Genomic DNA, 24,471 nt, shown 5'->3' on the forward strand with positions numbered 1-24,471 from the left:
ACGTAACCGGCGACGCCCTTGTCGCGGTCGATTCCGATCAGGCCGGCAATCAAGCCGTGGTGGTCGTCTTGGCCGTGCACCGTCCGGGGCAGCCGCACGACGGACGAGCGGACACCGCGCTCCGCCATGCCGAGAACCGACCGGGCGGTCGCGTCGCGGCCCGCCGTGGGTGAGCCGGGGGCGCTCTCGTCGTGTTCGGGTGCGGTCGGGCGGCGGGTGGGCTGGGGCCGTCAGCCGACGGGCGCGCCCTGGCCCGCGAGCAGCCGGCCCTCGGCGTACGCGAGCGCGGCGGCGGGCAGGGTCCCCGGGCGTCCGCTGCGGAGCACGGCCAGGCCGCCCGTGCGGGGCAGATCGGGCTCGGGCCGCAGGCCGAGGCGGCGCAGCGCCTGCACCGCGACGGGCTCGGCCGAACCGTGGTAGACGAGCTCCGCTTCCTGGGTGCGCGCGGCGAGGGCGGCCCGGATGGCGCTCTCGACCAGCTCGTAGTGCGTGCAGCCGAGCACGACGTCGGTGACATCGCGCGGGGTCAGCGCGGCAGCCGCGGCGACGGCGGCCGTCACGGCGGCGGCGTCGGCCGCCTCCACCGCATCGGCGAGGCCGGGGCAGGGCACCTCGGTGACCCGGGCCCCGGTGGCGAAGTCGCGGATCAGCCCGCGCTGGTAGGTGCTGCCGGTGGTGGCGGGGGTGGCCCAGATCGCCACCCGGCCGCCGGCGGCCGCGGCGGGCTTGATCGCCGGCACGGTCCCGATGACCGGGATCACCGGCTCCAACTCCGCCCGCACGGCGTCGAGGGCGTGCACGGTCGCGGTGTTGCAGGCGACGATCAGCGCGTCCGGACGGTGCGCGGCGGCGGCCCGGGCGACGGCGAGCGCCCGCCGGGTGAGGTCGGCGGGGGTCCGCGGACCCCAGGGCATTCCGTCGGGGTCGGAGGACACGACCAGGTCGGCGTCCGGCCGCAGCCGCCGCACCGCCGCGGCCGCCGCGAGGAGGCCGATTCCGGAGTCCATGAGCGCGATCTTCACCCGCCCACCTTAGTCGACCCCACCCCGACGGGCCCCTTCCTCCACAACACCCGAACCCGACCCGCGAGAGGTGCCGCACCCCGGACCGCGCCACGACCCCGAGACCGCCGCACCCTGGCCGGAGCGCCACCGTACGCACGCCACCGGGCCGCCGCGCCGGGATCGGGGCACCAACGCACTCCAGCCGACGAGGCGGGTGCGACCCGGCCCAGGACCCACCTGCACCGGGACCGCGAAGCGGACCGAACTCCAGGCCGGAGGCATACCACGCCCCGCCTTCGCCGCGCCCGGAACAAACGCCGCCGCCTCCGGGCCCCGCCGGGCGGCCGCCCCGGCCCCAGGCCGCCCGCCGCATTCGGGACCACAGGGGCGACCGCACCCCGCGACGGATCCGCGGGGCATGCGGCACCCCCGGGGGTGCGGGAGTTCCACGGCCCGGCCCCACGATGGCCCCGCTCACACCGGGACGCCGTCGCGCCGAGCCCCCGAGGTCCCGCACCCCTGCCGGGGGGCACAGGCTCGCCGCACCTGGGGGTGTCGGATGCGGGACACGTTCGGCCGGGCCCGGCACACTGCCGGTATGGGCCTCCTCACCGCCGCCTGCGCGGCCTATGCCTCCCTTGCCGCCTGGCTCTGGCTCACCCTCGCCCAGGGCATGTTCTGGCGGACCGACGTCCGCCTCCCGCCCCGTACGGCCCCCGCCCACTGGCCCTCCGTCGCGATCGTCGTCCCCGCCCGGGACGAGGCCGAGGTGCTGCCGCGGAGCCTGCCTTCGCTGCTCGCCCAGGACTATCCCGGCGAGGCCGAGGTGGTCCTCGTCGACGACGGGAGCACGGACGGCACGGGCGAACTCGCGCGCCGGCTCGCAGGGGAGCACCCCGGCCTCCCGCTCACCGTCGTCTCCCCCGGAGACCCCGCACCCGGCTGGACGGGCAAGCTCTGGGCGCTCCGGCACGGCATCGCGATCGCCCGCACCGCGCACCCCGCCGAACCCGATTTCCTCCTGCTCACCGATGCCGACATCGCACACGAACCCGACAGTCTGCGCGAATTGGTCGCCGCCGCGACCTCCGCCGACCTCGACCTCGTCTCCCAGATGGCCCGCCTGCGGGTGGCCGGCCTCTGGGAGCGGCTCGTCGTCCCGGCCTTCGTCTACTTCTTCGCCCAGCTCTACCCCTTCCGCCGGATCAACCGGCCCTCCGCCCGGACCGCGGCGGCCGCCGGCGGCTGCGTACTGCTGCGCACCGGGGCCGCCGTGCGGGCGGGGGTCCCCGATTCCATCCGCCAGGCGGTCATCGACGACGTCTCGCTCGCCCGCGCGGTGCAGCGCTCCGGCGGCCGGATCTGGCTGGGGCTCGCGGAGCGGGTGGACAGCGTGCGCCCGTACCCCGCGCTCGCGGACCTGTGGCAGATGGTCGCGCGCAGCGCCTACGCCCAACTGCGCCACCGGCCACTGCTGCTGGCCGGAACGGTCGCCGGTTTGACGCTCGTCTACCTGGTGCCCCCGGCGGCGCTGCTGGCGGGTCTCGCGACCGGACACCCGGCCGTCGCCTGGCCGGGCGGCCTGGCGTGGCTGCTGATGGCGGGCACCTACCTGCCGATGCTCCGGTACTACGGCCAGCCGGCCGCGCTCGCCGCGCTCCTTCCGTTCACGGCGCTGCTGTACCTCCTGATGACGGTCGATTCGGCCGTGCAGCACTACCGGGGTCGCGGAGCGTCCTGGAAGGGCCGCACCTATGCCCGTCCCAGCGACGCCTGAAACGACGAACTGCTGCCCGCGGCAGCGTCATCCGAGGTCACCGCGTTGTGACACCGCGTCAGCACTAAGTCGGTGCAACACCCAACCGGTGAGTACGAGTAGGAGCAAGGTGGGATGGAAGTGGCGAATCGTGCACGTGAACGTCAAGTGAAAGGTGTGGCCCTGACCTGCGAATATGCAGGTCAGGGCGGTGTTGACGACACCTCGCTATGGACCCGGTGAAGTCGTGGGCTTAACTTAGGTCCCATGACCTCCCCCCGCTCCACTTATGGCGGCGGTTACTACTCCGCGCCCTCCTTCCCGGACACCCCCATCTACGACTCCCTCGTCGCCGAACGCGGCACCCCGCAGATCGCCCCGATCCGCGTCCCGGCCGCCTACGAGTCCCCGAGTGCCGGATACTCGAGCGGCGGATACCTCCCGGCTCTCGCCTCGTCGATGCCCGCGCTGCCCCCGGCCCAGCCCCAGCAGCAGAGCTCGGGGTACGGATACCCGTACCAGCAGCAGTCGGCCCCGCAACCGATGCCGCTCCAGCACGCGCCGGCCCCGTACATCCCGCAGCAGCAGCCGATGGCGGCCCGCGGCGGGTACGTTCCGCAGCCCCAGCCGCAGCAGCCCCGCCCGGCTGCCATGGCCACCGGGTACGAGGCCATGCGCCCGGCCGCGCCGCGTCCGATGCAGGTGCCCGCACCGGTGCCGGCCGCCTCGTACGAGGACCCGTACGGCCGCCCCTACCAGGGACGCGGCTACTGACGGGGCTCCAGGAGGCGGGGCGACGGAGGGCTGGCAGGATGCCCCCATGTCGAACTTGCGCGTGCAGGCGCTCCACATCCATCCCGTCAAATCGGTCGCGGGGACCGCTCCCGACGAGGTGGCGGTGGAGCCCTGGGGTCTGGCCGAGGACCGACGCTGGGCGCTGATCGACCCCGAGGGCACGGTCATGACCCAACGCCGCCATCCGCGCATGGCCCTGGCCGCGGCCCGTCCGGTGGGCGGTGGCCGGATCGCTGTGACCGCGCCGGGAATGGCGGAGCTGTTCGTGGAGGTACCGGAGCCGGGTCCGCTGGAGCCGGTCGTACTGTTCGGGAAGAAGGTCGAGACCGTGGTCGCGGCGGGCGCCGCGGCCGACTGGTTCAGCGCGTACCTCGGGGTGCCGGTACGCCTAGTGCACATGGATGATCCGGCCGTACGCCGTCCGGTCGATCCGGATTACGCCCTGCCGGGCGAGACGGTGAGCCTGGCCGACGGCTATCCCCTGCTGACCGCCACGCTCGCCTCGCTGGACGCGCTCAACTCCCTGATCGCGCAGGGGGACCATCCCGAGGAGGGTCCGTTGCCGATGAACCGTTTCCGCCCCAATGTGGTGGTTTCCGGGGCCGAGGCATGGGCCGAGGACGACTGGCTGCGCATCGGGATCGGCGACGCCGTCTTCCGCGGGGTGCGGGAGTGCGGGCGGTGTGTCGTCACCACCACCGACCAGAGCACGGCCGAGCGGGGCAAGGAACCGCTGAAGACCCTGGCCCGGCACCGGCGGATCGGCCGGTCGCTCGCGTTCGGGCGGCTCCTGGTGCCGGTGCGGCTGGGCAGGCTGCGCGTCGGCGACGAGGTCCGCGTCCTCGCATGACGCGACCGGGACCGCCTCGTGGCGGGCGGAGCGGGTACGCGGGGCGGGTGCGGCGGGCAGTTTTGGACCGTCGACCGGCCGACCGGATTGACACCTTCGAGGGGCTCGGCGCCCGGGCTGGAACCAACCGGCATGACCAAGCCGTTGGATCAGTCAGGACGAAGGCGCAGACAGGCGGAGACTGGCACAGGTTGGGGGAGCCGGACCGTGCGGACAGCAATGGGTGTGTGGCGTTGGCGGCGCAATCCGCTGCGCCGACCGACCGATCTTTTCGAGGCGTGGGTGGCGTTCGCCGCGCTGGTGTGTGTCCTGGTGGTGGCTCCGGCCGTCGGCTGGGTCGCGGGCCTTCAGGTGGACGGCACGCTGCAGCAGGCCGCGCAGGAGCAGCGGCAGGAGCGTCATCTCGTACCGGCGGTGGTGGTCCGGCCGGCCGCCGACGCGCAGGCGGACGCGGAGTCGGAGGCAGCCGCGGACTCGGCCGCGGCGCCGGAGCCGTCGGCGCAGCGGACGGCCCCGCACCGGACGCAGATCGTGGCGGCGTGGACCGCGCCGGACGGCAGCAACCACCAGGGCACGGTGCCGGCCGCGGAGGAACCGCCGCGTCCCGGCGACCGGTTCCGGGTGTGGACCGACGCGCGCGGCCGGCTGGTGGGCCAGCCGCTGGACCCGTCCTCGGCGGTGTTCCACGCGGGGATGGCGGGCCTGGCCGCGGCAATCTGCGTGGCCGCGCTGGGAGAGACGGTCCGGCGGCTGGTCGTACGACGCCTCATGCATCGGCGGTACATACGTCTGGACCGGGCCTGGGCCGCGGCAGGCCCGGACTGGGGTCGCGCGGGTGCGGGCAGTTGACCTGGCGGCCCATCGGCTCCGCGCGCGCTACGGTGGAGCCGCCGGATCGGTCTCTCCAGTTACTTCGGTGACATCAGACTTCAGTGGCTTCGGTCGTATCGGCAGCGCGAGCACGAGGGTGGGGGCACGACAGCACCATGGTTCAGGGCACGGTCCAGGTGACGCACGGCGGGTCTACGCGGTGGCGGCGCCGCTCCGGTGAGTATCCGACACTGACCGCCGCGCTCGCCGCCGCGGGCGACGGGGACGTGCTGTCCATCGCCCCCGGCACCTACCGCGAGAACCTGGTACTGCACCATGCCGTCACCCTGCGCGGACCCGAGGGCGGGGCGGGGTCGGTCCGGATCGCCCCGCTCGACGGGGTCGCACTGACCGTGCGCGCCTCGGCCGTGATCCAGGACCTGTATCTGGAGGGCCAGGACCGGGCGGCCCCCGCCCTGCTGGTGGAGGACGGCTGCCCCGAGCTCACCGACCTGCGCGTGAGCACCCACTCCGCCGCGGGCATCGAGGTGCGCGGCGCCGGGGCCCGGCCGCTGGTACGGCGCTGCACGGTGGAGAATCCGGCCGGCGTCGGCATCGCCGTCCTGGACGGCGGCGGCGGGGTGTTCGAGGAGTGCGAGGTCGTGGCCGCCGGGCAGAACGGCGTCTCGGTGCGCGGCGGCGGCCGCCCGCGGCTCGAGCGCTGCCGGATCCACCACGCGACGGGCGCCGGCATCGGGGTCACCGGGGACGGATCCGGTCTGGAGGCGCTGGGCTGCGAGGTCTACGAGGTCAAGGGCGCCGGGGTGCAGATCGCCGCGCGCGCCACGGCCCGGCTCACCGACTGCTCGGTCCACCGCACCTCGGCCGACGGGGTCACGCTCGACACCGACGCGGTGCTCACCCTGGCCGGCTGCGACATCCACGACATCCCGGAGAACGCGGTCGATCTGCGGTCCCGTTCGGTGCTCACCCTCAGCCGCACCACGGTACGCCGGTTCGGCCGCAACGGACTGTCCGTGTGGGACCCGGGCACCCGGGTGGACGCCGAGTCCTGCGAGATCCACGACAGTACGGGCGATTATCCAGCGGTGTGGATCAGCGACGGGGCCACCGTCTCCCTCGACTCCTGCCGGGTGCACGACGTGCCGGACGCGCTGTTCGTGCTGGACCGCGGTTCGCGCGTCGACGTGGTCGACAGTGACCTGTCCCAAGTGCGCAACACGGCCGTCTCGGTGAGCGACGGGGCCACCGCCCAGCTCGACGACTGCCGGATCCGCGAGGCGGCGACCGGGGCCTGGTTCCGCGACCACGGCAGCGGCGGCACGCTCGCCGGCTGCACGATCGACGCCGTACAGACGGGTGTCATCGTCACCAAGGGCGCCGATCCCACCCTGGAGCGGGTCACCGTCACCTCCCCGGCCGAGGCCGGCTTCTATGTGTCGGCGGGCGGCCGGGGCACCTTCACGGCCTGCCGGGTCACGGGAAGTTCCGGTTTCGGCTTCCACGTCATGGACGGCTGCCGCACCACGCTCACCCGCTGTCACACCGAGCGCTGCGCCCGCGGGGGCTACGAGTTCGCGGAGGACGGGCCGACCGTCCAGGAGTGCACCGGCGACGAGTCCGGTACCCGGGCGGCGGCCCGGGCCGCCGCGGGCGGCGGACCCACCGGGGCCGCGCAGCCGGGCATCCGTACGGTCACCGGGGAGCGGAGCGCCCCGGTGCGGGCCGCCCAGGCGGCGCCGCCTTCCGTCCCGGCGCCCGCGGACGGTGCAGAGGACGGCCCGGCCGCCGCCGCGCGGGAGTCCGGCGAGATGCTGGGCCAGCTCGACGCGCTGGTGGGCCTGGACAGCGTCAAACGCGAGGTGCGGGCGCTCACCGACATGATCGAGGTGGGCCGCCGGCGGCAGCAGGCGGGCCTGAAGGCAGCCTCGGTGCGCCGGCACCTGGTCTTCACCGGCTCCCCCGGCACCGGCAAGACCACCGTGGCCCGGCTGTACGGGGAGATCCTGGCCTCCCTCGGGGTGCTGGAGCGAGGGCACCTGGTCGAAGTGTCCCGGGTGGACCTGGTCGGCGAGCACATCGGTTCCACGGCGATCCGTACGCAGGAGGCCTTCGACCGGGCCCGCGGCGGGGTGCTGTTCATCGACGAGGCGTACGCGCTGGCGCCGGAGGACTCGGGCCGGGACTTCGGGCGCGAGGCGATCGACACGCTGGTGAAGCTGATGGAGGACCACCGGGACGCGGTGGTCGTGATCGTCGCCGGATACACGGCCGAGATGGAGCGCTTCCTGACGGTGAATCCGGGCGTGGCCTCACGGTTCTCCCGGACGATCACCTTCGGGGACTACGGCCCGGAGGAGCTGCTGCGGATCGTGGAGCAGCAGACCGAGGAGCACGAGTACCGCCTCGGGGAGGGTACGTCGCAGGCGCTGCTGACGTACTTCACGGAGCTGCCCAAGGGCCCGGCCTTCGGCAACGGACGCACGGCCCGGCAGACCTTCGAGTCGATGGTGGAGCGGCACGCGGGGCGGGTGGCCCAGCTCTCGGCGCCCAGTACGGACGAGCTCACCCTGCTGTTCCCGGCGGATCTTCCGGCGCTGCCGGCCCTGCCCGCTCCTTGCTGACCACGATCCGCTGACCCGGTACCTCCCCGGCCGCCGCCGGGTGGGGCCCGTCGGCCCGTGCGGCCCCCGGGTCCAACCGGGCGAGCAGGGCGTCGCGTTCGGCGGCGAAGGCCGGGTCGGCCTGGTAGTCGCAGTGGCCCAGGATCGGGGCGGGCAGCGGGTGGCGGGCGCTGCGTCCGTAGGCGATCGGGTCGGCCAGCGGGCCGCGGTCCACGTCCTGGCCCGCGTCGGGCAGCGCCGGTCCGCCGATGGGGTCGGTGGCCCGCCAGAGGTTGCGCCAGCAGTCGACCTCGTGGTGCAGGGCTGCGAGCTGCCCGGGGCCGAAGTAGGCGGGGAACCAACGGCCGTAGAGGCGGCCGAGCGGGGATCCGTAGGTGAGCAGGGCGACCCGGCGGCGGGCGGGCGGCGGTAGCTGCCAGACGGCCGCGGCGGCGAGCACGCTGCCCTGGGAGTGGCCGGAGATGACGAGGCGGCCGCCGGTGCGGGCCGTCCAGCCGGCCATCCGCCAGGTCAGGTCGGGCACGGCCCGCTCGGCGTAGCAGGGCGGCGCGAAGGGGTGCGCGGCGCGCGGCCAGAAAGTGCCGACGTCCCACAGGATCCCTATGGTCCGGCGGGCCGCGGGGTCCCGGTAGGCGCGCCGGCCCCAGGCGACGAAGGCGGCGATACCGAGGCCGATGAGCCAGGACCCGGCGTCCTGGGCGGCCCGGGCGGCGGATTCGAGCACGGTCCCGCGGGCCGCCTCGCCCGGGACCTCGCCGCCGATCCAGGCCCCGGCCAGCGCACCCGCGCCGAGCACCAGGGTGATCCCGGAGACGGCCGCCACGAACCAGGGCGCGGAGTCGGTGAGGGCGGCCGCGGTCCGTGCCCCGGCGATCCGGCGGCTGCGGGCCAGGTCCGGTGTCTCGCCCGGGTATTCGGCGGCCACGACGGCGGCGAGCCGGCCCCGCGCCCGGGCTCCGCCCACCGCGAACCAGGCCGCGAGCAGCGCCAGTACGAGGAGCAGCGGGGGCAGTACGGCGGCCTGCCAGGACAGCAGCACGGGCGGCCCCGGCAGCGGGGCGCCCGGCATTCCCGGTGTGGCTCCCCCGTCCAGCCAGTCGGCGACGCGCTGGGCGACCCCGCCGGACATCACCCCGCCGAGCGCGCAGCCGAGCATGGCGACGGCGGGCCCGCCGAGGCCGTGCAGGGCGGCCGCCGCGTCGGGCGCCCTGCGGTAGAGGTACCGGGCGACGACGGCCAGGGCGAGGACGCAGACCCCCTGGCCCAGCATGAGCGCGCCGAAGGCCAGGTCCCCGGGGAGCCGTCCGGTGGCGGTCCAGCCCGGGCGCGGCCAGCAGGCGTGCAGCAGGACGGCGGCAAACAGGGCGAGGGCGGCGCCGGGCAGCACGGTGACGGCGGCCCGGTCGAGCCGGTGGTCGGGGCGGTCCTCGGTGCGGCCGCGCCGGCAGACGACCCAGGCCACGGTGACGGCCCCGACGGCGAGCAGGGCCTGCGTGACCGAGCCGAGGGCGGCGAGGACGGGGGCGCCGCCCCGGCGGTCGTGGCGGACGGTCGGCAGGGATACGGCCACCGCCACGGTGAGCAGCCCGGCGGCGGTGTGCGCGGCGCGCAGCCGGGCCACGAGCCGGCGGCCGTACCAGAATCCGGGGCGCCCGAGCGCGGGCGCGGTGTCGGAGGCGGTGTCCGGGTCGGCGGCGCCCGCGGGTGGCGGCTGGGACTCGTAGGCGCTCCAGGTGCGGTTCGACAGGTACCAGAGCAGCCCGGTCAACGCGGCGGGGACCAGGGCCCCGAGGGCGAGGCGCCGCCCGGGCTGGGCCCACCAGCCGCCCTCGGGCCCGAGGAAGCCGAGCCGGGAGCGGGAGCCGGCGCAGGTGGCGGAGCCCGCGCACTGCCAGGCGAGGAGGTCGAGCGCGACCTCGCAGGCGGCGGCGATCAGCAGCACGGTCAGGCTGAGGGCGAGGACCCGTACGAGGACCCCGTACGTGCGCACGGCGCGCGGCGCGGGGTCGGCGGCGCGGGTGGCGGGCCGGGCCCAGTGCGCGAGGTTGGCCACCATGAAGGGCAGGAGCAGCAGCCACAGGGCGCGGGCGCCGTTGCCGGAGGTGAGCCGGGACCAGCAGTAGGCCTCGGGGACGGGCCGTCCGGCGTACCGCTCGGGGTGGTCCTCGGCGTCGGCGTCCTCGGTGCGGCGGAAGACGGCGGCGGTGGAGTCGCCGGTGACGCGGACGGTGCGCGGGTCGCCGAGCAGCTCGCCGGGGGCGGCGCCGGCGACTCCGTGGACCAGGAGTTCGAGGGCGAGGGGGGTGTCGGACGGGGGGCGGTCGGGCACGGCGGCCTCCGCTCGCGGGGCAGAACGGGCGCGGCTCCAGCATCCCGCGGGACGGGGCAACTGCCCAGGCCCCGCGCGGGGATCGTCGGAGATTGCCATGGATCATCAGAGATCGTCGGAAAGCGGCAGCAATCGCACCGGATCGGTCACAACCGGCAGTGCGCGGCCAGGCGGGCGGGAGCCGGTCAGGACCGGCGGGACGCTGTCAGGACCGGCGGGACGCTGTCAGGAGCGGCGAGGATCGGCCGGGAGGACAGGCGGGGCCCGGCGGAGATCCGGAGGGTGATCTCTGCGGACTTCTCGCTCACCCGGGGCTATGGTGGCGCGCGCACGCTTCCGCACCTCACCCAGGGGGTACCGCCATGGCTCGCCGACTCCGTCCGGTGGGGCTGGACTTCATCGACGATGCGCCGGTCCGGCTGGTCTTCGCCGCCGAGGCCTCGGCGCCGCCCGAGGCCGTGTACCAGGCGCTCGCCGAGGAGGTGGCGGGCTGGCCCGCCTGGTTCGCTGCCGTGACCCTGGCCCGCCCCACGCGCGGGGGCGCGGGCCGCGAGATCAGGCTGCGGGGCGGCGTGCGCTTCGAGGAGACCATCATGGCCGCCGAACCGGAGCAGCGGTACGCCTACCGGGTCGACACCACCAACGCGCCCGGGGTGCGGGCCCTGTTGGAGGAGTGGCGGCTGACCCCGAACCGTTGCGGAACGCACGTCCGCTGGACCTTCGCCGCGGACGGGCCGACCGCGTTCCGCCTCGGCCTGGCCGCCGCCCGCCCGGGCCTGGGCCACTCCTTCCGCACGGCGGTCCGGGCCCTGGACCGGCGGCTCACCGCCCGGCGCGGAGCGGATCAGTAGCCGGGGGCGGTCATCGGCCGGACACGCGGTGCACCGCGGCGAGTTCTCCGTAGCCGCCCGCACTCCTGACGGCCGTGCGGAACCCCTGGAGGGTCATCGCCGGCCCGCCGCAGAAGTGGACCACCGCGCAGTGGGCGCAGCAACACCCCCGGGACCAGACGTCCTCGGCCGTGCCCCTTCCGGCCGCGATCCGCGCCGGGAAGGCCCGCCGGTTCCCTGCGCCCGCGACGATCAGCAGGATCGCCCCGAGCACGGCTCATGCCGAGATCCAGCCCAGGAAGAGGAGTTCGGCCCCGGACCCGTCCGCTGCGGGGAGGGCGCTGCCGCCCCAGCTCCCGGCCGGCCACTGGGCCTGGTTGCCCCCGTCCTCACCGGCGAACCGCTTTCCCCCAGCGGCGGGCAGGGCGCGGACCTCGTCGCGGCGGTGGCGGCTCGGACACTCCAAGTGGGACGCCCCGGGCTCGGCCCGAGACTCGGACCGGCTGTCGACCCGGGACTCGGCCCACATCCCGGCCCCGCTCTCGGCCTGCGTCTCGGCGCGAGCTTCGGCCCGGCTCTCGGCGCGATCCTCGACCGGGGGCCGGTCGCCCCCGCGGTGCGTCAGGCGGTGGGCTCGCGCCAGACCCCGGTCGTCAGCAGCGTGTCGATGGTCCTGGTGTACGGGGCGATGTCGAGCCGCTGCGCCGCCAGCCACTCGTCGGAGTAGTACTTGTCCAGGTAGCGGTCGCCCGGGTCGCACAGCAGGGTGACGACGCTGCCCGTGCGGCCCTCCGCCACCATCTCCGAGATGATCTTCAGCGCGCTCCACAGGCCGGTGCCGGTCGAGCCGCCCGCCTTGCGCCCTATGGCCGTTTCCAGGGCGCGACAGGCGGCGACGCTCGCCGCGTCCGGGACCTTCATCATCCGGTCGATGGCCCCGGGCACGAAGCTCGGCTCCATCCGCGGCCGGCCGATGCCCTCGATGCGGGAGCCGCAGTCGCTGCTCGCGTCCGGGTCGTTGTTGGTCCAGCCGTCGAAGAAGCAGGAGTTCTCCGGGTCCGGTACGCAGATGCGGGTGTCGTGCTGCATGTAGTGCACGTAGCGCGCGATGGTCGCCGAGGTGCCGCCGGTGCCTGCGGTCGCCACGATCCAGGCGGGCTCGGGGTACCGCTCCAGGCGCAGCTGCTGGTACATCGACTCGGCGATGTTGTTGTTGCCGCGCCAGTCGGTGGCGCGCTCCGCGTAGGTGAACTGGTCCATGTAGTGCCCGCCCGTCCGGGCGGCGAGCTCGGCGGACTCCTCGTACATCTTCATCGAGTCGTCCACGAAGTGGCATTCACCGCCGTGGAATTCGATGAGGCGGCACTTCTCCGGGCTGGTCGTGCGCGGCATGACGGCGACGAAGGGGACGCCGATCAGCTTGGCGAAGTACGCCTCGGAGACGGCGGTGGAGCCGGAGGAGGCCTCGATGACCGGGCGGCCGGGGCGGATCCAGCCGTTGCAGAGCGCGTACAGGAAGAGGGAGCGCGCGAGGCGGTGCTTGAGGGAGCCCGTCGGGTGGGTGGACTCGTCCTTGAGGTAGAGGTCGATGCCCCATTCCTCGGGGAGCGGGAAGCGCAGCAGGTGGGTGTCGGCGGAGCGGTTGGCATCGGCCTGGACCTTGCGGACGGCCTCCTTCAGCCAGGCGCGGTAGTCGGCGTCGCTGCGATCGACGTCGATGGTCGTGGCAGTCGTACCGGTGGTACCGGTGGCTCTGGTGGTGCCGGTGGTGCTCATGTGCCGCGCTCCTTCGTGGGTGAACTTCGCCCCCCTTCTTCGCAATGTACCTCTCCCACCTGCACAAACGTTCGCTTTGGGGATCCATGCGAATCCCTTTCGGTCGCGTTCGGTTGCACTGCGCGGCACCGTGGGTGACCCTGGTGGAGCATTACCGAGGGTGCAGCACCCGTAACACTCATGTCGGGGAGTCGCAGCCGTGATCACTCATTCCCGCAGGCACTGCGTCGTCGAACTGCAGGCCTTGCCGTCGCGGATCGGCCAAATCCGCAGAATCGTTTCTGCACAACTGCGCCACTGGGAGCTCGACCCGCTCATCGACCGGGCCGCGCTCGGTGTGACGGAACTGCTCAGCAACGTCCACCGCCACGCACAGCCGGACAAGACCTGCATCGTGGAGATCGAACTGCGCCTCGGGCGACTGACGGTCTCGGTCATCGACAGCGATCCACGGCTGCCGGTCGTCCACGAGACGCCGGCGGAGGCGCTGGAGACCTGCGGGCGCGGGCTCGCCCTCGTGGAGGCGCTCAGTGAGGCCTGGGGGACGCACCTGCGGCCCGACGGGCCCGGCAAGGCGGTGTGGTTCTCGCTCACGGCGACCCAGGGCGCGGCGCGGCCGGCCCGTCCGGTCCCGATCAGGACCGCGCCCGTACGGGAACCCGCGCGCGCGGTGCTGCTGGCCGTCGACCCGGGTCCGGCGACGGCAGCGGGCCTGCCGGTGGCCGCGCCGGTCGGCGCCCGGCCCGGGTGACCGGCCGCCGGTCCGACCCAGCACGCCCGGCGCGCCCAAGTGACCGGCCGCCCGCCGACGCGGCACGGGGCGGGCGGTCCCGGCGAGATGCGAAAGGGACGGCCCGGGTCGTTTCTATCGGATCTTGCCGGGCAGCGCAGGCCCGGCAAGAGCCGAAAGAGCCGGCCTAGGCCAGGGCGCCCAGCGGGTCGTCGAGTACCGGCTGCCACGCCAGCTCCGCCGCGCCGACCAGGCTGTTGTGGTCGAGGGTGCAGGGCAGGATGGGCACCCCGCCACTGCGCCCCCACAGGCTCCGGTCCGCGACCACCGCGCGCAGCCGTTCCGGGTCGGCGTACAGCAGCTCCCGGTGCAGCCCGCCCAGGATGATCCGGTCCGGGTTGAGGATGTTCACCAGGCCCGCGAGGCCGAGGCCGAGCCGGTCGATCAGCTCCTGCGTGGCCGCCCGTACCGCCGGTTCCGCGGGCTCGTCGCGCAGCAGGTCACGGGCCTGCTGGAGCAGCGACACCTCGGGGCCGGGGCTGCGGCCCGCCGCGGTGAGGAAGGCCAGCGGGTCCGCCTCCACGTCCAGGCAACCGCGGCTGCCGCAGTAACAGGCCCGCCCCTCGGGGTTCACGGTGAGGTGGCCGACCTCCAGGGCCAGGCCCGAACTCCCGCTGTGCAGGCGGCCGTCCAGTACCAGCGCCCCGCCGACCCCGCGGTGCCCGGTGGCCACGCACAGCAGGTGCTGGGCGCTGCGCCCCGCGCCGTGCCGGTGCTCGGCCAGGGCCGCCAGGTTGACGTCGTTGCCGGTGAGGGCCGGGCCGTCGATCCCGGCCGCCTTCACGCACTCCGCGAAGATGGCCCGTACGGGAGAGCCGGCGGGCCAGGCCAGGTGCAGCGGGTTCAGCGCCGTACCGTCCGGCTCCGCGACCGCCGAGGGGACCGCGAGCCCGGCGCCCACGCAGCGGCGGCCGCTCTGCCGGAGCAGCTCCGCGCCCGCCTCCACCACCGCGCCGAGCACCTGGGCCGGGTCGGCGGAGACGGTGACCTTGCCGGGGGCGGTGGCCACGATCCGGCCGCCGAGGCCGACCAGGGCGGCGCGGAAGCCGTCCGAGTGCACCTGGGCGGCCAGCGCCACCGGGCCGCCCTCGGCCACCGAGAGCCGGTGCGAGGGCCGCCCCTGGGCGCCGCCGGTCCCTCCGGCGCCGCCGGGGCGGGAGTCCACGCGGATCAGCCCGAGCGCCTCCAGCTCGGCGGCGACCGCTCCGGCGGTGGCGCGGGTGACCCCGAGCTCGGCCGTCAGGACGGCGCGGGTCGGGGCGCGGCCGGTATGGACGAGCTCCAGCGCCGGCCCGAGCGCGCCGCGCCCCCGCTCCAGTCTGGTCCGCGCAGCCGTACCGGACGCGGACGGCGTGGTCACATCCCCCACCCGCGGCGGGGCCCCGTTGCCGTTCATGGCATCGATCCTCGCATGATCGGAGCATGTCGGGCGCCGCCGCTCAGCCCAGGCCGCCGACCCGGAGTGTGATGTTCAGCCGCCCGGTCAGCCCGAGCTCCCGCGGGCCCGTGCCCGGCAGGACCTTCGGTACCCCGTGGTAGGCCGACCGGCTCGGCCCGCCGAAGACGAAGAGGTCCCCGCTGCGCAGCTCGACGTCCCGGTACGGGCGCCCGCGCGAGGCGGTGTTCCCGAAGCGGAAGACGCAGGTGTCGCCCAGGCTGAGCGAGACCACCGGCGCGGTGGACCTCTCCTCGGCGTCGCGGTGCATGCCCATGCGGGAGTCGCCGTCGTAGAAGTTGATCAGTGCGATGTCATAGGCCGCCGCAGGTGCGATGTCATAGGCCACCCCGGGTGCGATGTCGTAGCCCGCCCCGGGTCCTGGCTCCGGCGGGGTCCCGTACGCGGCGGCCACCGCCTCCCGCCCCAGCTCGGCGAGCCATGGCGGCATCGGCTTGACCGGCTCCCCGTCCCCGTCGACGGCTGTGCGTGCGTAGCCGTACGGGTACCAGTGCAGCCCGAGGCACACCTGGCGGGCCGTCATCACCCCACCGCCCGGGGTGCGTACGGTGCGCAGTCCGGCGGGCGGTCGCGCCCACGCGCGGCAGGCCGCCAGCAACTCGCCCTGGCGCCCGGGAGCGAGCCAGTCGGGCACGTGCACGGCGCCGGGGGCGATCATGGTCCGCTCGCGCGGGAAGAGTTCCCCGTCCATGCCCTCCATTGTCGCGGGCGGGCTGATAAGACTCACGGTATGGAGATCACCGAACAGTTGAAGGCCCTCGCGCGCGAAGGCGAGCTGCTCGCCGGGACCGCGGAGCGCGCCGGTACGGACGCCGCGGTTCCCACCTGTCCGGGGTGGCGGGTCACCGACCTGCTGCGGCACACGGGCGCGGTGCACCGCTGGGCGGCCGCGAACGTCGCGGAGCGGCGGCTGGAGCCGGTGGGCATCCCGGACGCGCCGGAACTGGTCGGCGGCGAGCTGCTGGAATGGTTCCGGGAGGGCCACGCGGACCTGGTGCGCACCCTGACCGAGGCCCCGGCCGACGTGCAGTGCTGGACCTTCCTTCCGACGGCCCCGCCCTCGCCGCTGGCGTTCTGGGCCCGGCGGCAGGCGCACGAGACCACCGTGCACCGGATGGACGCGGAGTCCGCGCTCGGAGCGGTGTTCTCGGCGGTGGATCCGGAGTTCGCGGAGGACGGGGTGGACGAGCTGCTGACCGGCTTCCATGCCCGGCCGCGCAGCCGGGTGCGGGCCCCCGAGCCGAAGGTGGTGCGGGTGCGGGCCGCCGACACGGGCGCGGTGTGGACCGTCCACCTGTCGGCGGCGCCGGCCCGTACGGTGCAGGGCGACACGGGCGAGCCGGCGGACTGCGAGCTGACCGGTGAGGCGGCCTGGCTGTACGAGGCCCTGTGGAACCGGGTGCCGCTGGCCGGTCCGGGAGTGACGGGCGACCTGGCGCTGGCGCGGCTCTGGACGGACATGGCGGGAATCTGACCGGGGCCCGGGCGGGTGCGGCGCGAACGGTCCTTGTGACGAGCAGTGCACGCTGTGAGACTGCACGCATGGGGCGACGTAAGCAGGCGGACCGGGACGCGATCACCATCGAGATCGGCTACGCCTTCGTCAGCGCGTGCTTCGCCGCCGCCCTCGCCTTCGGCGCGGTGTACGGACCCGTCCTCGCATTCTCCCTGTCCCCGTCGACGCGCCGGATCCTGGCGGTGGCGGGCGGGATCCTGGCGGCGGCGGTGTTCCTGCTCCGGATCACCCAGGTGCTGCTCGGGTTCGCCCGCCGCCCGGAGAACGACGGCGGCTGACCGTGCACACGACGAGGAGGGCCCGTTAGGGTCGGACCCTCGACAGTCACAGGGGTGGGCGATGTTCTTCGGTTTCACGGTGCGCGGCACGGCGGTTCTCGCCGTGGCACTGGCGGGTTTCGCCGTCTCCTGCGACGCGGACCGGGCCCCGGCCGCCGCGACCGCGCCGGCGGACGGCGGAGCCCTGGGCCCGTCGGATCCGAACCCGTCGGCGCCCTCGCCGACCGGTGCGCCGACTCCCCCGGCCGCCGGGGCCGAGCTGGTCCGGGACGCCTTCGCGGGGCTCCAGGCGACGCTGGACGATTCCTGTACGCCGGGCAACTGCGCGTACGTCCTCGGCCGGCTCGACGACGAACTCCACAGCATGGACCGTGCGATGAAGGCCGACCCGAAGGGCCCCGGCCACTTCCCCGAGCCGATCGCCCTGATCGCAAAGCTCGACCAGGAGCTCGGCGGGGACCGGAGCACGCCGAACCTGGAGAAGCACAAGAGCCTGCTGGTCGGCACCCGCGACCGGATCAACACCTGGATGCAGGGCCACCCCGACGACTACCGCTGACCCGCCGGAGCAACGGGTGCGGCTTCTGCATCGACATGCACACCAAGGTCAACGTGGTGGTCCAGCAGCCCGCGGGCGACTACCGGCCCGGGCAGTTCGGCTGACCGGGGGCGAGCTCAGCCGAGGGTGGCCGCGTAGGCCGTCTGGGTGCGGTACTTCCATGCCGGGCCCGCGTTCCAGGGGTTGGGCATGACCGCGCTGGTCGCGTACGCGTAGCCCGCGCCGCGGTCGAAGGCCGTGCGCAGGGTGGCGCGCATCGCGCCGGAGTCGGGGACGTCGTGCACCAGGTGCCAGAACGCCGTACCGCTCGGGTCGAGTTCGGTGCCCGCGCGGTAGCCGGAGTCGTGGTCGAAGACATTGCCGCCCAGCCAGCCGGTGCCGGCGTACGCGGCGTAGGTGTCCTCGAACGTGACGAAGATGTCCGCGGTGCGGTGGCCCGGCTCGAGGTAGCAGTCGGCAATGGCGGTGCCGGGGTTGTTGACCACCAGGTCGGGGGCGGTCGGGTCGATGGCGTCCATGAGCTGCTGGACGTAGCGGCGCAGCTCGGCGTAGTAGTCGCGGGTGGCGTTGGCGGGGCCGCAGTCGCGGCTGACGACGTCGAAGAAGATGCCGTCGACATGGAGGCGGTCGTCGGCCGGCTTGAGGTAGTTGTCGACGGAGGCCTTGGCCGCGGCGATGTCGCGGTTGCCGTGGTCGGTGTGGACGTAGCCGAGCACCCGGGTCTTCTCGCCGGTGGAGGTGGTGCGGGCGCGCAGCGCGTCGGCGCGGGACCGCCAGGGGCCATCGAAGGGGGAGTCGCCGTTCCCCGGGTTCAGCACGACCACCGAGGGGGCGGGAGCGGTGGCGGTGAGGTCGGTCAGCATGGGGTCGTTCGCCCAGACGTAGGCGGGGACGGCGATCTCCAGGCCCCGTACGCCCGGCAGCCGGGAGGTCGGGGTCGTAGTGGGCTCCGGGGCGGCCGCCGGGGGCGCGTCGCGGGCCGCGGCGATGATGGCCGGCGCCGACGCGGCCAGTAAGGCGGTGGCCAGGGCGGCGTACAAGACCTTCACGGCGCGGGGCATGAAACGTTTCCTCCGGCGGCGGCGAGGGGGCGACCCGAGGAACACTAGACGGGCGGCCCATCGTTCAAGGCTGAACCGCCCGCATTCGTGCGAGGAACAGAAGAGCGAGCTATCGCCTCATCATGTGAATCTTCCGGATCCTCGGGTGGATCGGCGCCGCCGTCAGGTTGTCATACGGTCGTCAGCCCGACCCCGTGCGCCAGTTGGTCGGCGGCGTGCGCGAAAAGGGCGGCGCGGTCCTCGACGACCCGGTTGAACTGGCCGAACAGCTCGCAGGAGACCAGCCCGACCAACTGGGCCCAGGCCGCGACCAGGGCCGCCGTGACGGCCGGGGGCAGGCCCTCGGCGAAGTCGGCGGTCATCCGGTCGGCCTCGGCGCGCAGGGCGGGCGGCAGCGGCGGGAGGGCCAGGCCGGGGCCCTCGTAGGCGGCGCGGAGGATGCCGATGAAGGCGTTGCCGACGCGGGAGGCCGGGCCCACGGTGTCGACGGGGGCGATGTAGCCGGGAACCGGGGAACCATAGATGAGGGCGTACTCGTGCGGGTGCTCCAGGGCCCAGGCGCGGACGGCCTCGCAGACGGTGGTCCAGCGGGCGCGGGGCGCGGACCCGGCGGCGCGGGCGTGGGCGTCGGCCTCTTCGGCGGCCGCGCCGACGCTGTCGTACGCGTCGATGATGAGCGCGGTGAGCAGTTCGTCCCGGCTCGGGAAATAGCGGTAGAGGGCGGAGGAGACCATGCCGAGCTCGCGGGCGACGGCACGCAGGGAGAGTTTGGCGGCGCCCTCGGCGGCGAGCATGCGGCGCGCCTCGTCCTTGATGGCGGCGGTGACCTCGATGCGGGCCCGTTCCCTGGCCCCTCGCACGGTGTTCATGCGGGCCAGTCTGCCACGGGAGCGGAGCACTGCCCAGGAAACGGACTGTCGCTCTATTTCAAGAGCAGTGCTCTTGCTTTGGTGCACTGCTCCGTGCACACTCATCTCAAGCGAGAGCAGTGCTCTCCCAGTGAAGACGGCGCCCCGGAGGTCACCATGAACGCGCCCACTCCGTACTACGTCCAGGCCAGCCGGTTCGCGACCCGCTTCAACGCGCTCTTCGGCAAACTGGCCCGCTACGGCATCAGCCTGGCGGGCACCGCGGAGCTGTCGGTCCGCGGCCGCACGTCCCGGGAGATGCAGCGGATCCCGGTGAACCCGCACACGTTCGAGGGCGCCCAGTACCTGGTCTCGGCCCGCGGCCACTCCCAGTGGGTGCGCAACATGCGCGTGGCCGGCGGCGGCGAGCTGCGCGTGGGGCGCAAGGTGCGTGCGTTCACGGTCACCGAGATCACCGACCCGGTGCAGAAGGCCCGGATCCTGCGCACCTACCTGGAGAAGTGGGGCTGGGAGGTCAACCGGTTCTTCGCGGGCGTCACCGCCAAGTCCTCCGACGCCGACCTGCAAGCGGCCGCCGCCGACCACCCGGTCTTCCGGATCACAGTGTCCCGCTGACCGGTAGGCCGGTAGTCCGGCTGACCGGTTGTCCGGCGGCCGACGACCGAGAGGCCCACCGGTCAGCCGAGCGGCCGCCGCGGCCTCAGCCGTCGCAGCCACCGCAGTCGTTCACCGAGCCGTTCGCCCAGGTGGTGCCGCCACAGCCAGAGCGGCAGCTCCCGGTGCGGTACGAAGCACCACAGGTCGTCGTCGGCCTCGTTGCCGCGGGGGCAGCCGCGCAGCAGTTCCAGGCAGCGCCGGTCCACCGCGCGGTGGAGCCGCGCGACGTGCGCCAGGGCGATGACCCCCTGCCTGCGGACCTCCCGGTCAGCCGACTCCAACGCCCGCGCCACCACGGGCAGCACGGCCTCGGGGTCGCCATGGTTGAGGACGAGGGCGATCACCGCCACTCCGGCCTTCGGCTCGCCGCGCGCGAAGGCCGCGAGGACGACCTCCGGCCGGTCCACCTCGTTGAGGCGCGAGCCACTGCGCCAATCCGGCCCCCCGGCCGGGCCCGCGCCGTCGCCCGGGCCCGCGCCACGGGTCGTACCCTCGCCGCCGGCCGCGCCCTCGCCACCCGTCGTCTTCACGTCACCTGCCGTCCCCTCGCCGCCGGTCGCATCCGCGTCGCCCCCGTGCCTCACGAACGGCCGGGTCGTCTCTTTCGGATCCTGTCGGCCGGGCCCGCATTGTCCGGTGGCGTGCACCTCACGGCGGAGGGGCTCCCGTGTACCGGACGGACGTACTCGGGTGCTCCGACAACGCGGCGAGGTGCGGTGCCGGGCGGTGCGGTGCCGGGCGGCCGCGGGCCCGGCAGGATCCGGGAGCCGGGCCTAGCTCTGGCCGCGATCGCGGGCCGCTGCCTGCCTGGCGTCCATCATGTGCAGCGCCCTGCGGGCCAGCGGGTGCGTCCGGACCATGTCGGCCAGCGTCGTCGAGCCCCGCGTGATCCGGGCGAACGCCCGCCACGCCGGGCCGAAGCCGGTGATCGTCGCGTGCAGCATCCGCGGCCGGGCCTCGAACACGGTCAGCATCCGCTTGCCGACCCCCATTTCCACACCCAGCCCGGCCTTCACCGCGAAGGCGTAGTTGAGGGCCTGACGGCGCGCGTCCACGGCGTCCTGCGCCTCCGAGACCTTCACCGCCCACTCCCCCGCCAGCCGACCCGAGCGCAGGGCGAAGGAAATGCCCTCCCGGGTCCACGGCTCCAGCAGTCCGGCCGCGTCGCCCGCCACCAGCACCCGGCCGCGCGAGAGCGGCGAATCGGGCTTGCGGCAGCGGGTCAGGTGCCCGGAGGAGACGGCCGGTTCGAAGCCGGCGAGCCCGAGCCGGGCGATGAAGTCGTCCAGGTAGCGCTTGGTGGCGGCGCCCTCTCCCTTGGCCGAGATCACCCCGACGGTGAGCGTGTCGCCCTTGGGGAAGACCCAGCCGTAACTGCCGGGCAGCGGGCCCCAGTCGATCAGCACCCGCCCCTTCCAGTCCTCGGCGACCGTCTCGGGGACGGGGATCTCCGCCTCCAGGCCGAGGTCCACCTGGTCCATCTCCACGCCGACGTGCGCGCCGATCCGGCTCGCGCTGCCGTCCGCGCCGACCACCGAGCGGGCCAGCACGGTCTCCCCGTCCGCGAGGACCACGGCGACGGTGCGCCGGTCGGGCACGGCCGCCCCGTGCTGTTCGACGCGGGTCACGGCCGTGCCCGTACGGACGGTGGCGCCTGCCTTCTCCGCCTCCGCGACCAGGCCGGCGTCGAACTCCGGTCGGTTGATGAGCCCGAAGAGCATGTGCTTCGAGCGCCGGGTGCGGGTCAGCTTCCCGTTCATCGAGAAGGTGACCGCGTGGATGCGGTCCTTGAGGGGCAGTACGAAGCCCGGGGGCAGGGCGTCGCGCGAGGGGCCGATGATGCCGCCGCCGCACGTCTTGTAGCGCGGCAGTTCGGCCTTCTCCAGCAGCAGGACGCGCCGCCCCACCTTCGCCGCCGCGTACGCGGCCGAGGACCCGGCGGGTCCGGCTCCGACCACGACCACGTCCCACACCTCGCCGCTCTCCCCGGCCGCCTCGTTGCCCGCCCCCTGCTCCGTGCCCGTGCCCACGCCTGCGTCTGCGCCTGCGTCCACGCCTGCCTCCACGCCCGCGTCTGCACCCGTGTCCGCACCTGCGTCGCGTACGTCGTCGTCGCTGCTCACGATGTGTTGCTGCTCCTGATCACCCGGTTGCTCCGATGCCGGGGAAATCCTACGGCGCGAGAGCGCCCTGCCCCGCTGTGCGAGGATCAAGACTGTCTTTCGCCCCACCCGGCATACGCACACCCCGCGGATGCGGGCGGCGTACACGGAGAACAACGTCGCACCCAAAAGGAGCGTGCCCATGTCCCAGAATCCGATCGCCGAGACCATCGCCTCGCTGATGCCCCGCGCCAAGCAGGAGCTGACCGAGCTGGTGGCCTTCCAGTCGGTGGCGGACTGGGCGCAGTTCCCCAAGAGCGAGAGCGAGGCCGCCGCGAACTGGGTGGCCGACGCCCTGCGCGTCGAGGGCTTCCAGGACGTGGCGCTGCTCGACACCCCCGACGGCACCCAGTCGGTCTACGGCTTCCTGCCCGGCCCCGGGGGCGCGCCGACCGTTCTCCTCTACGCGCACTACGACGTCCAGCCCCCGCTCGACGACGCCGCCTGGATCTCCCCCGCCTTCGAGCTGACCGAACGCGACGGCCGCTGGTACGGGCGCGGCTCGGCCGACTGCAAGGGCGGGTTCATCATGCACCTGCTGGCACTGCGCGCGCTGAAGGCCAACGGCGGCGTCCCCGTGAGCGTGAAGGTGATCGTCGAGGGCTCCGAGGAGCAGGGCACCGGCGGCCTCCAGCAGTACGCCGAGGCGCACCCGGAGCTGCTGACCGCCGACACCATCGTCATCGGCGACGCGGGCAACTTCCGCCTCGGCATGCCGACGGTGACGGCCACCCTGCGCGGCATGTGCCTGGTCAAGGTGAAGATCGACACCCTGGGCGGCAACCTGCACTCGGGCATGTTCGGCGGTGCCGCGCCCGACGCGCTGGCCGCGCTGATCCGGGTACTCGACTCGCTGCGCGCGGCGGACGGTTCGACGACCGTGGACGGACTCGCCTCGGACGCGGTGTGGGACGGACTCCAGTACCCGGAGGCGGACTTCCGCGCCGACGCGAGGGTCCTGGACGGTGTCGGCCTCATCGGTGAGGGCACGATCGCGGACCGGCTGTGGGCCCGTCCGGCCGTGACGGTGCTCGGCATCGACTGCCCGCCGGTGGTCGGCGCGACGCCGTCGGTGCACGCGAGCGCCGGCGCGCTGATCAGCCTGCGGGTGCCGCCGGGCGTGGACACCGCCGAGGCCATCAAGCTGCTGCAGGCCCACCTCGAGGCGCACACCCCGTGGAAGGCGCGCCTCGAACTGGAGGTCGTCGGGCAGGGCCAGCCGTTCCAGGCGGACACCGACAGCCCGGCGTACGCGTCGATGCGCACCGCCCTGGAGACCGCCTACCCCGGCCAGGAGATGCAGATCAGCGGCATGGGCGGGTCGATCCCGCTGTGCAACACGCTGACGTCCCTCTACCCGGACGCGGAGATGCTGCTGATCGGGCTGAGCGAGCCGGAGGCGCAGATCCACGCGGTCAACGAGAGCGTCTCGCCCGAGGAGCTGGAGCGTCTGTCGGTCGCGGAGGCACTCTTCCTCGTCGACTACGCGGAGTCCAAGCGCGCCTGAATCCGGCCGCACCGAGTACGCCCGGGACGCAGTGCGCCCTGGGCGTACTGCGCTCCCGTGAACGCGCCCTCGTACGGGGGCCGGCCGTGCGTACGTTGGCCGCATGGATCTTGTCGAGGTACTCCCGAACCGGCTCCACATGCTCCGCTTCCCCATCGGCCAGGCCTACCTCTGGCAGGACGGTGAAGCCCTCACCCTGATCGACGCGGGCCATGCCGGGTCGGCGGAAGGGATCGAGGAGGCGATACGTTCCCTCGGACGGGCGCCCGAGCGGCTGGAGCGGATCGTCCTCACCCACTGCCACCGCGACCACGTCGGCGCGGCGGGTGAACTCGCGGCCCGCTGGGGCGCGCAGGTGCTGGCGCACCGCCTGGACGCACCGGTGATCCGGGGCGAGCTGCCCGTTCCCGAACCGGTACTGCTGGACTGGGAGGTTCCGCTGTACGCGCACGGCCTGACCGTCCCCGAGGCCCCGCCCACCCCGGTCGACCGCGAGGTGGAGGACGGGGACGCGCTGGGCTTCGGGGACGGGGCGTACGTCGTGCACGCCCCCGGCCACACGGACGGCAGCATCGGGATACACCTCCCGCGCCACGGGGTGCTGTTCACGGGGGACTGCGTCGCCGCCGTCGGCCCGGTGATGCTGGGCGTCTTCAACGTGGACCGCGCCCGGGCGATCGAGACCTTCCATCGCCTGGCCGCGCTCGCCCCTTCGATCGCCTGCTTCGGCCACGGAGACCCCCTGACGGTGGACACCGCCGCGGCCCTGACCGGGGCCGCGGCGGAAACCCCCGTGTGAGGCGAACGCCCCCTGAGGGGAG

25 protein-coding genes are annotated in these 24,471 nt (G+C 74.2%); 13 read left to right on the forward strand and 12 right to left on the reverse strand.

Annotation, left to right across the window (positions count from 1 at the left end; all coding sequences use genetic code 11):
- Nucleotides 1-230 precede the first annotated feature (230 nt).
- Entirely contained in the window at nt 231-1,022 is a 792-nt protein-coding gene (locus ACIQZO_RS17280; RefSeq protein ID WP_403626665.1) for a glutamate racemase, read from the reverse strand.
- A 580-nt stretch (nt 1,023-1,602) separates the two neighbouring features.
- On the opposite strand from ACIQZO_RS17280, the gene ACIQZO_RS17285 reads away from it, so the two are divergent.
- The 5 genes from ACIQZO_RS17285 to ACIQZO_RS17305 all read left to right on the forward strand — a co-directional run bounded on the left by ACIQZO_RS17285 (nt 1,603) and on the right by ACIQZO_RS17305 (nt 7,860).
- Nucleotides 1,603-2,781 (forward strand): glycosyltransferase, encoded by a 1,179-nt coding sequence (locus ACIQZO_RS17285; protein WP_403626668.1) that lies wholly within the window; start codon nt 1,603-1,605, stop codon nt 2,779-2,781.
- Nucleotides 2,782-3,027: 246 nt separating this feature from the next.
- Nucleotides 3,028-3,534: a DUF6643 family protein gene (locus ACIQZO_RS17290; protein ID WP_383196976.1), complete on the forward strand. Its 507-nt coding sequence runs from the start codon at nt 3,028-3,030 to the stop codon at nt 3,532-3,534.
- A gap of 46 nt (nt 3,535-3,580) precedes the next feature.
- Nucleotides 3,581-4,405: an MOSC domain-containing protein gene (locus ACIQZO_RS17295; RefSeq protein ID WP_403626671.1), complete on the forward strand. Its 825-nt coding sequence runs from the start codon at nt 3,581-3,583 to the stop codon at nt 4,403-4,405.
- A gap of 207 nt (nt 4,406-4,612) precedes the next feature.
- On the forward strand, nt 4,613-5,254 hold the full coding sequence (locus ACIQZO_RS17300) for a hypothetical protein (RefSeq protein WP_403626674.1): 642 nt from the start codon (nt 4,613-4,615) through the stop codon (nt 5,252-5,254).
- Between the two features lie 137 nt (nt 5,255-5,391).
- Nucleotides 5,392-7,860: a right-handed parallel beta-helix repeat-containing protein gene (locus ACIQZO_RS17305; RefSeq protein WP_403626677.1), complete on the forward strand. Its 2,469-nt coding sequence runs from the start codon at nt 5,392-5,394 to the stop codon at nt 7,858-7,860.
- On the opposite strand, the gene ACIQZO_RS17310 is transcribed toward ACIQZO_RS17305, so the two are convergent.
- A complete protein-coding gene (locus ACIQZO_RS17310; protein WP_403626679.1) occupies nt 7,802-10,288 on the reverse strand; it encodes a hypothetical protein in 2,487 nt (828 codons plus the stop codon). The genes ACIQZO_RS17305 and ACIQZO_RS17310 overlap by 59 nt on opposite strands.
- Before the next feature lie 86 nt (nt 10,289-10,374).
- The gene (locus ACIQZO_RS17315) at nt 10,375-10,497 is read right to left on the reverse strand and encodes a hypothetical protein (protein WP_403626682.1); all 123 of its coding nucleotides are present in this window, start codon (nt 10,495-10,497) and stop codon (nt 10,375-10,377) included.
- 54 nt (nt 10,498-10,551) lie between these two features.
- Between ACIQZO_RS17315 and ACIQZO_RS17320 the strand changes: the two genes are divergently transcribed.
- Nucleotides 10,552-11,040 (forward strand): SRPBCC family protein, encoded by a 489-nt coding sequence (locus tag ACIQZO_RS17320; RefSeq protein ID WP_403626685.1) that lies wholly within the window; start codon nt 10,552-10,554, stop codon nt 11,038-11,040.
- Between the two features lie 10 nt (nt 11,041-11,050).
- Here ACIQZO_RS17320 and ACIQZO_RS17325 read toward each other — a convergent pair whose 3' ends face one another.
- From ACIQZO_RS17325 to ACIQZO_RS17335, 3 genes are all read right to left on the reverse strand, one after another.
- Complete coding sequence (locus tag ACIQZO_RS17325; RefSeq protein ID WP_403626688.1) at nt 11,051-11,293, reverse strand: hypothetical protein; 243 nt, start codon at nt 11,291-11,293, stop codon at nt 11,051-11,053.
- Between the two features lie 3 nt (nt 11,294-11,296).
- Nucleotides 11,297-11,485 (reverse strand): hypothetical protein, encoded by a 189-nt coding sequence (locus ACIQZO_RS17330; protein ID WP_403626690.1) that lies wholly within the window; start codon nt 11,483-11,485, stop codon nt 11,297-11,299.
- Nucleotides 11,486-11,640: 155 nt separating this feature from the next.
- The gene (locus ACIQZO_RS17335; RefSeq protein ID WP_403626693.1) at nt 11,641-12,795 is read right to left on the reverse strand and encodes a PLP-dependent cysteine synthase family protein; all 1,155 of its coding nucleotides are present in this window, start codon (nt 12,793-12,795) and stop codon (nt 11,641-11,643) included.
- A 199-nt stretch (nt 12,796-12,994) separates the two neighbouring features.
- Here ACIQZO_RS17335 and ACIQZO_RS17340 point away from each other — a divergent pair, with 199 nt between their 5' ends.
- The gene (locus ACIQZO_RS17340; protein WP_403626698.1) at nt 12,995-13,546 is read left to right on the forward strand and encodes an ATP-binding protein; all 552 of its coding nucleotides are present in this window, start codon (nt 12,995-12,997) and stop codon (nt 13,544-13,546) included.
- A 166-nt stretch (nt 13,547-13,712) separates the two neighbouring features.
- Here ACIQZO_RS17340 and ACIQZO_RS17345 read toward each other — a convergent pair whose 3' ends face one another.
- A complete protein-coding gene (locus tag ACIQZO_RS17345; RefSeq protein ID WP_403626701.1) occupies nt 13,713-14,981 on the reverse strand; it encodes an ROK family protein in 1,269 nt (422 codons plus the stop codon).
- Between the two features lie 43 nt (nt 14,982-15,024).
- A complete protein-coding gene (locus ACIQZO_RS17350) occupies nt 15,025-15,732 on the reverse strand; it encodes an alpha-ketoglutarate-dependent dioxygenase AlkB family protein (RefSeq protein WP_403626704.1) in 708 nt (235 codons plus the stop codon).
- Nucleotides 15,733-15,771: 39 nt separating this feature from the next.
- Here ACIQZO_RS17350 and ACIQZO_RS17355 point away from each other — a divergent pair, with 39 nt between their 5' ends.
- The 3 genes from ACIQZO_RS17355 (at nt 15,772) to ACIQZO_RS17365 (ending at nt 17,394) form a co-directional block, all read left to right on the forward strand.
- Nucleotides 15,772-16,515 (forward strand): maleylpyruvate isomerase family mycothiol-dependent enzyme, encoded by a 744-nt coding sequence (locus ACIQZO_RS17355; RefSeq protein ID WP_403626707.1) that lies wholly within the window; start codon nt 15,772-15,774, stop codon nt 16,513-16,515.
- A 68-nt stretch (nt 16,516-16,583) separates the two neighbouring features.
- Nucleotides 16,584-16,835 (forward strand): DUF6332 family protein, encoded by a 252-nt coding sequence (locus tag ACIQZO_RS17360; protein WP_403626710.1) that lies wholly within the window; start codon nt 16,584-16,586, stop codon nt 16,833-16,835.
- A 61-nt stretch (nt 16,836-16,896) separates the two neighbouring features.
- Complete coding sequence (locus ACIQZO_RS17365; RefSeq protein WP_403626712.1) at nt 16,897-17,394, forward strand: hypothetical protein; 498 nt, start codon at nt 16,897-16,899, stop codon at nt 17,392-17,394.
- A 116-nt stretch (nt 17,395-17,510) separates the two neighbouring features.
- Here the strand turns inward: ACIQZO_RS17365 and ACIQZO_RS17370 are convergent, their stop codons facing one another.
- Both ACIQZO_RS17370 and ACIQZO_RS17375 read right to left on the reverse strand, forming a co-directional pair.
- Nucleotides 17,511-18,455 (reverse strand): spherulation-specific family 4 protein, encoded by a 945-nt coding sequence (locus ACIQZO_RS17370; RefSeq protein WP_403626715.1) that lies wholly within the window; start codon nt 18,453-18,455, stop codon nt 17,511-17,513.
- A gap of 170 nt (nt 18,456-18,625) precedes the next feature.
- Nucleotides 18,626-19,324 (reverse strand): TetR/AcrR family transcriptional regulator, encoded by a 699-nt coding sequence (locus ACIQZO_RS17375; RefSeq protein ID WP_403626718.1) that lies wholly within the window; start codon nt 19,322-19,324, stop codon nt 18,626-18,628.
- A 156-nt stretch (nt 19,325-19,480) separates the two neighbouring features.
- On the opposite strand from ACIQZO_RS17375, the gene ACIQZO_RS17380 reads away from it, so the two are divergent.
- Entirely contained in the window at nt 19,481-19,939 is a 459-nt protein-coding gene (locus ACIQZO_RS17380; RefSeq protein WP_403626721.1) for a deazaflavin-dependent nitroreductase, read from the forward strand.
- A 62-nt stretch (nt 19,940-20,001) separates the two neighbouring features.
- On the opposite strand, the gene ACIQZO_RS17385 is transcribed toward ACIQZO_RS17380, so the two are convergent.
- A complete protein-coding gene (locus ACIQZO_RS17385; RefSeq protein ID WP_403626724.1) occupies nt 20,002-20,511 on the reverse strand; it encodes a hypothetical protein in 510 nt (169 codons plus the stop codon).
- A 243-nt stretch (nt 20,512-20,754) separates the two neighbouring features.
- Nucleotides 20,755-22,011: a geranylgeranyl reductase family protein gene (locus ACIQZO_RS17390; protein WP_403627027.1), complete on the reverse strand. Its 1,257-nt coding sequence runs from the start codon at nt 22,009-22,011 to the stop codon at nt 20,755-20,757.
- Between the two features lie 274 nt (nt 22,012-22,285).
- Here ACIQZO_RS17390 and ACIQZO_RS17395 point away from each other — a divergent pair, with 274 nt between their 5' ends.
- Nucleotides 22,286-23,650 (forward strand): dipeptidase, encoded by a 1,365-nt coding sequence (locus ACIQZO_RS17395; RefSeq protein ID WP_403626727.1) that lies wholly within the window; start codon nt 22,286-22,288, stop codon nt 23,648-23,650.
- A gap of 103 nt (nt 23,651-23,753) precedes the next feature.
- Nucleotides 23,754-24,449: an MBL fold metallo-hydrolase gene (locus tag ACIQZO_RS17400; RefSeq protein ID WP_403626729.1), complete on the forward strand. Its 696-nt coding sequence runs from the start codon at nt 23,754-23,756 to the stop codon at nt 24,447-24,449.
- The last annotated feature ends 22 nt before the right edge of the window (nt 24,450-24,471 follow it).

The sequence above is a fragment of the Streptomyces sp. NPDC097617 genome (genome assembly GCF_044761485.1).
Lineage (GTDB): Bacteria > Actinomycetota > Actinomycetes > Streptomycetales > Streptomycetaceae > Streptomyces.

Bases quoted from the DNA above. Each gene is read 5' to 3' on its own strand.
- ACIQZO_RS17310 (WP_403626679.1), bottom strand. From the start codon at position 10,288: ATGGCAATCTCCGACGATCCCCGCGCGGGGCCTGGGCAGTTGCCCCGT.
- ACIQZO_RS17305 (WP_403626677.1), top strand. From the start codon at position 5,392: ATGGTTCAGGGCACGGTCCAGGTGACGCACGGCGGGTCTACGCGGTGG.
- ACIQZO_RS17285 (WP_403626668.1), top strand. From the start codon at position 1,603: ATGGGCCTCCTCACCGCCGCCTGCGCGGCCTATGCCTCCCTTGCCGCC.
- ACIQZO_RS17320 (WP_403626685.1), top strand. From the start codon at position 10,552: ATGGCTCGCCGACTCCGTCCGGTGGGGCTGGACTTCATCGACGATGCG.
- ACIQZO_RS17370 (WP_403626715.1), bottom strand. From the start codon at position 18,455: ATGCCCCGCGCCGTGAAGGTCTTGTACGCCGCCCTGGCCACCGCCTTA.
- ACIQZO_RS17355 (WP_403626707.1), top strand. From the start codon at position 15,772: ATGGAGATCACCGAACAGTTGAAGGCCCTCGCGCGCGAAGGCGAGCTG.
- ACIQZO_RS17350 (WP_403626704.1), bottom strand. From the start codon at position 15,732: ATGGACGGGGAACTCTTCCCGCGCGAGCGGACCATGATCGCCCCCGGC.
- ACIQZO_RS17400 (WP_403626729.1), top strand. From the start codon at position 23,754: ATGGATCTTGTCGAGGTACTCCCGAACCGGCTCCACATGCTCCGCTTC.
- ACIQZO_RS17365 (WP_403626712.1), top strand. From the start codon at position 16,897: ATGTTCTTCGGTTTCACGGTGCGCGGCACGGCGGTTCTCGCCGTGGCA.
- ACIQZO_RS17375 (WP_403626718.1), bottom strand. From the start codon at position 19,324: ATGAACACCGTGCGAGGGGCCAGGGAACGGGCCCGCATCGAGGTCACC.
- ACIQZO_RS17345 (WP_403626701.1), bottom strand. From the start codon at position 14,981: ATGAACGGCAACGGGGCCCCGCCGCGGGTGGGGGATGTGACCACGCCG.
- ACIQZO_RS17335 (WP_403626693.1), bottom strand. From the start codon at position 12,795: ATGAGCACCACCGGCACCACCAGAGCCACCGGTACCACCGGTACGACT.
- ACIQZO_RS17295 (WP_403626671.1), top strand. From the start codon at position 3,581: ATGTCGAACTTGCGCGTGCAGGCGCTCCACATCCATCCCGTCAAATCG.
- ACIQZO_RS17290 (WP_383196976.1), top strand. From the start codon at position 3,028: ATGACCTCCCCCCGCTCCACTTATGGCGGCGGTTACTACTCCGCGCCC.
- ACIQZO_RS17360 (WP_403626710.1), top strand. From the start codon at position 16,584: ATGGGGCGACGTAAGCAGGCGGACCGGGACGCGATCACCATCGAGATC.
- ACIQZO_RS17395 (WP_403626727.1), top strand. From the start codon at position 22,286: ATGTCCCAGAATCCGATCGCCGAGACCATCGCCTCGCTGATGCCCCGC.
- ACIQZO_RS17380 (WP_403626721.1), top strand. From the start codon at position 19,481: ATGAACGCGCCCACTCCGTACTACGTCCAGGCCAGCCGGTTCGCGACC.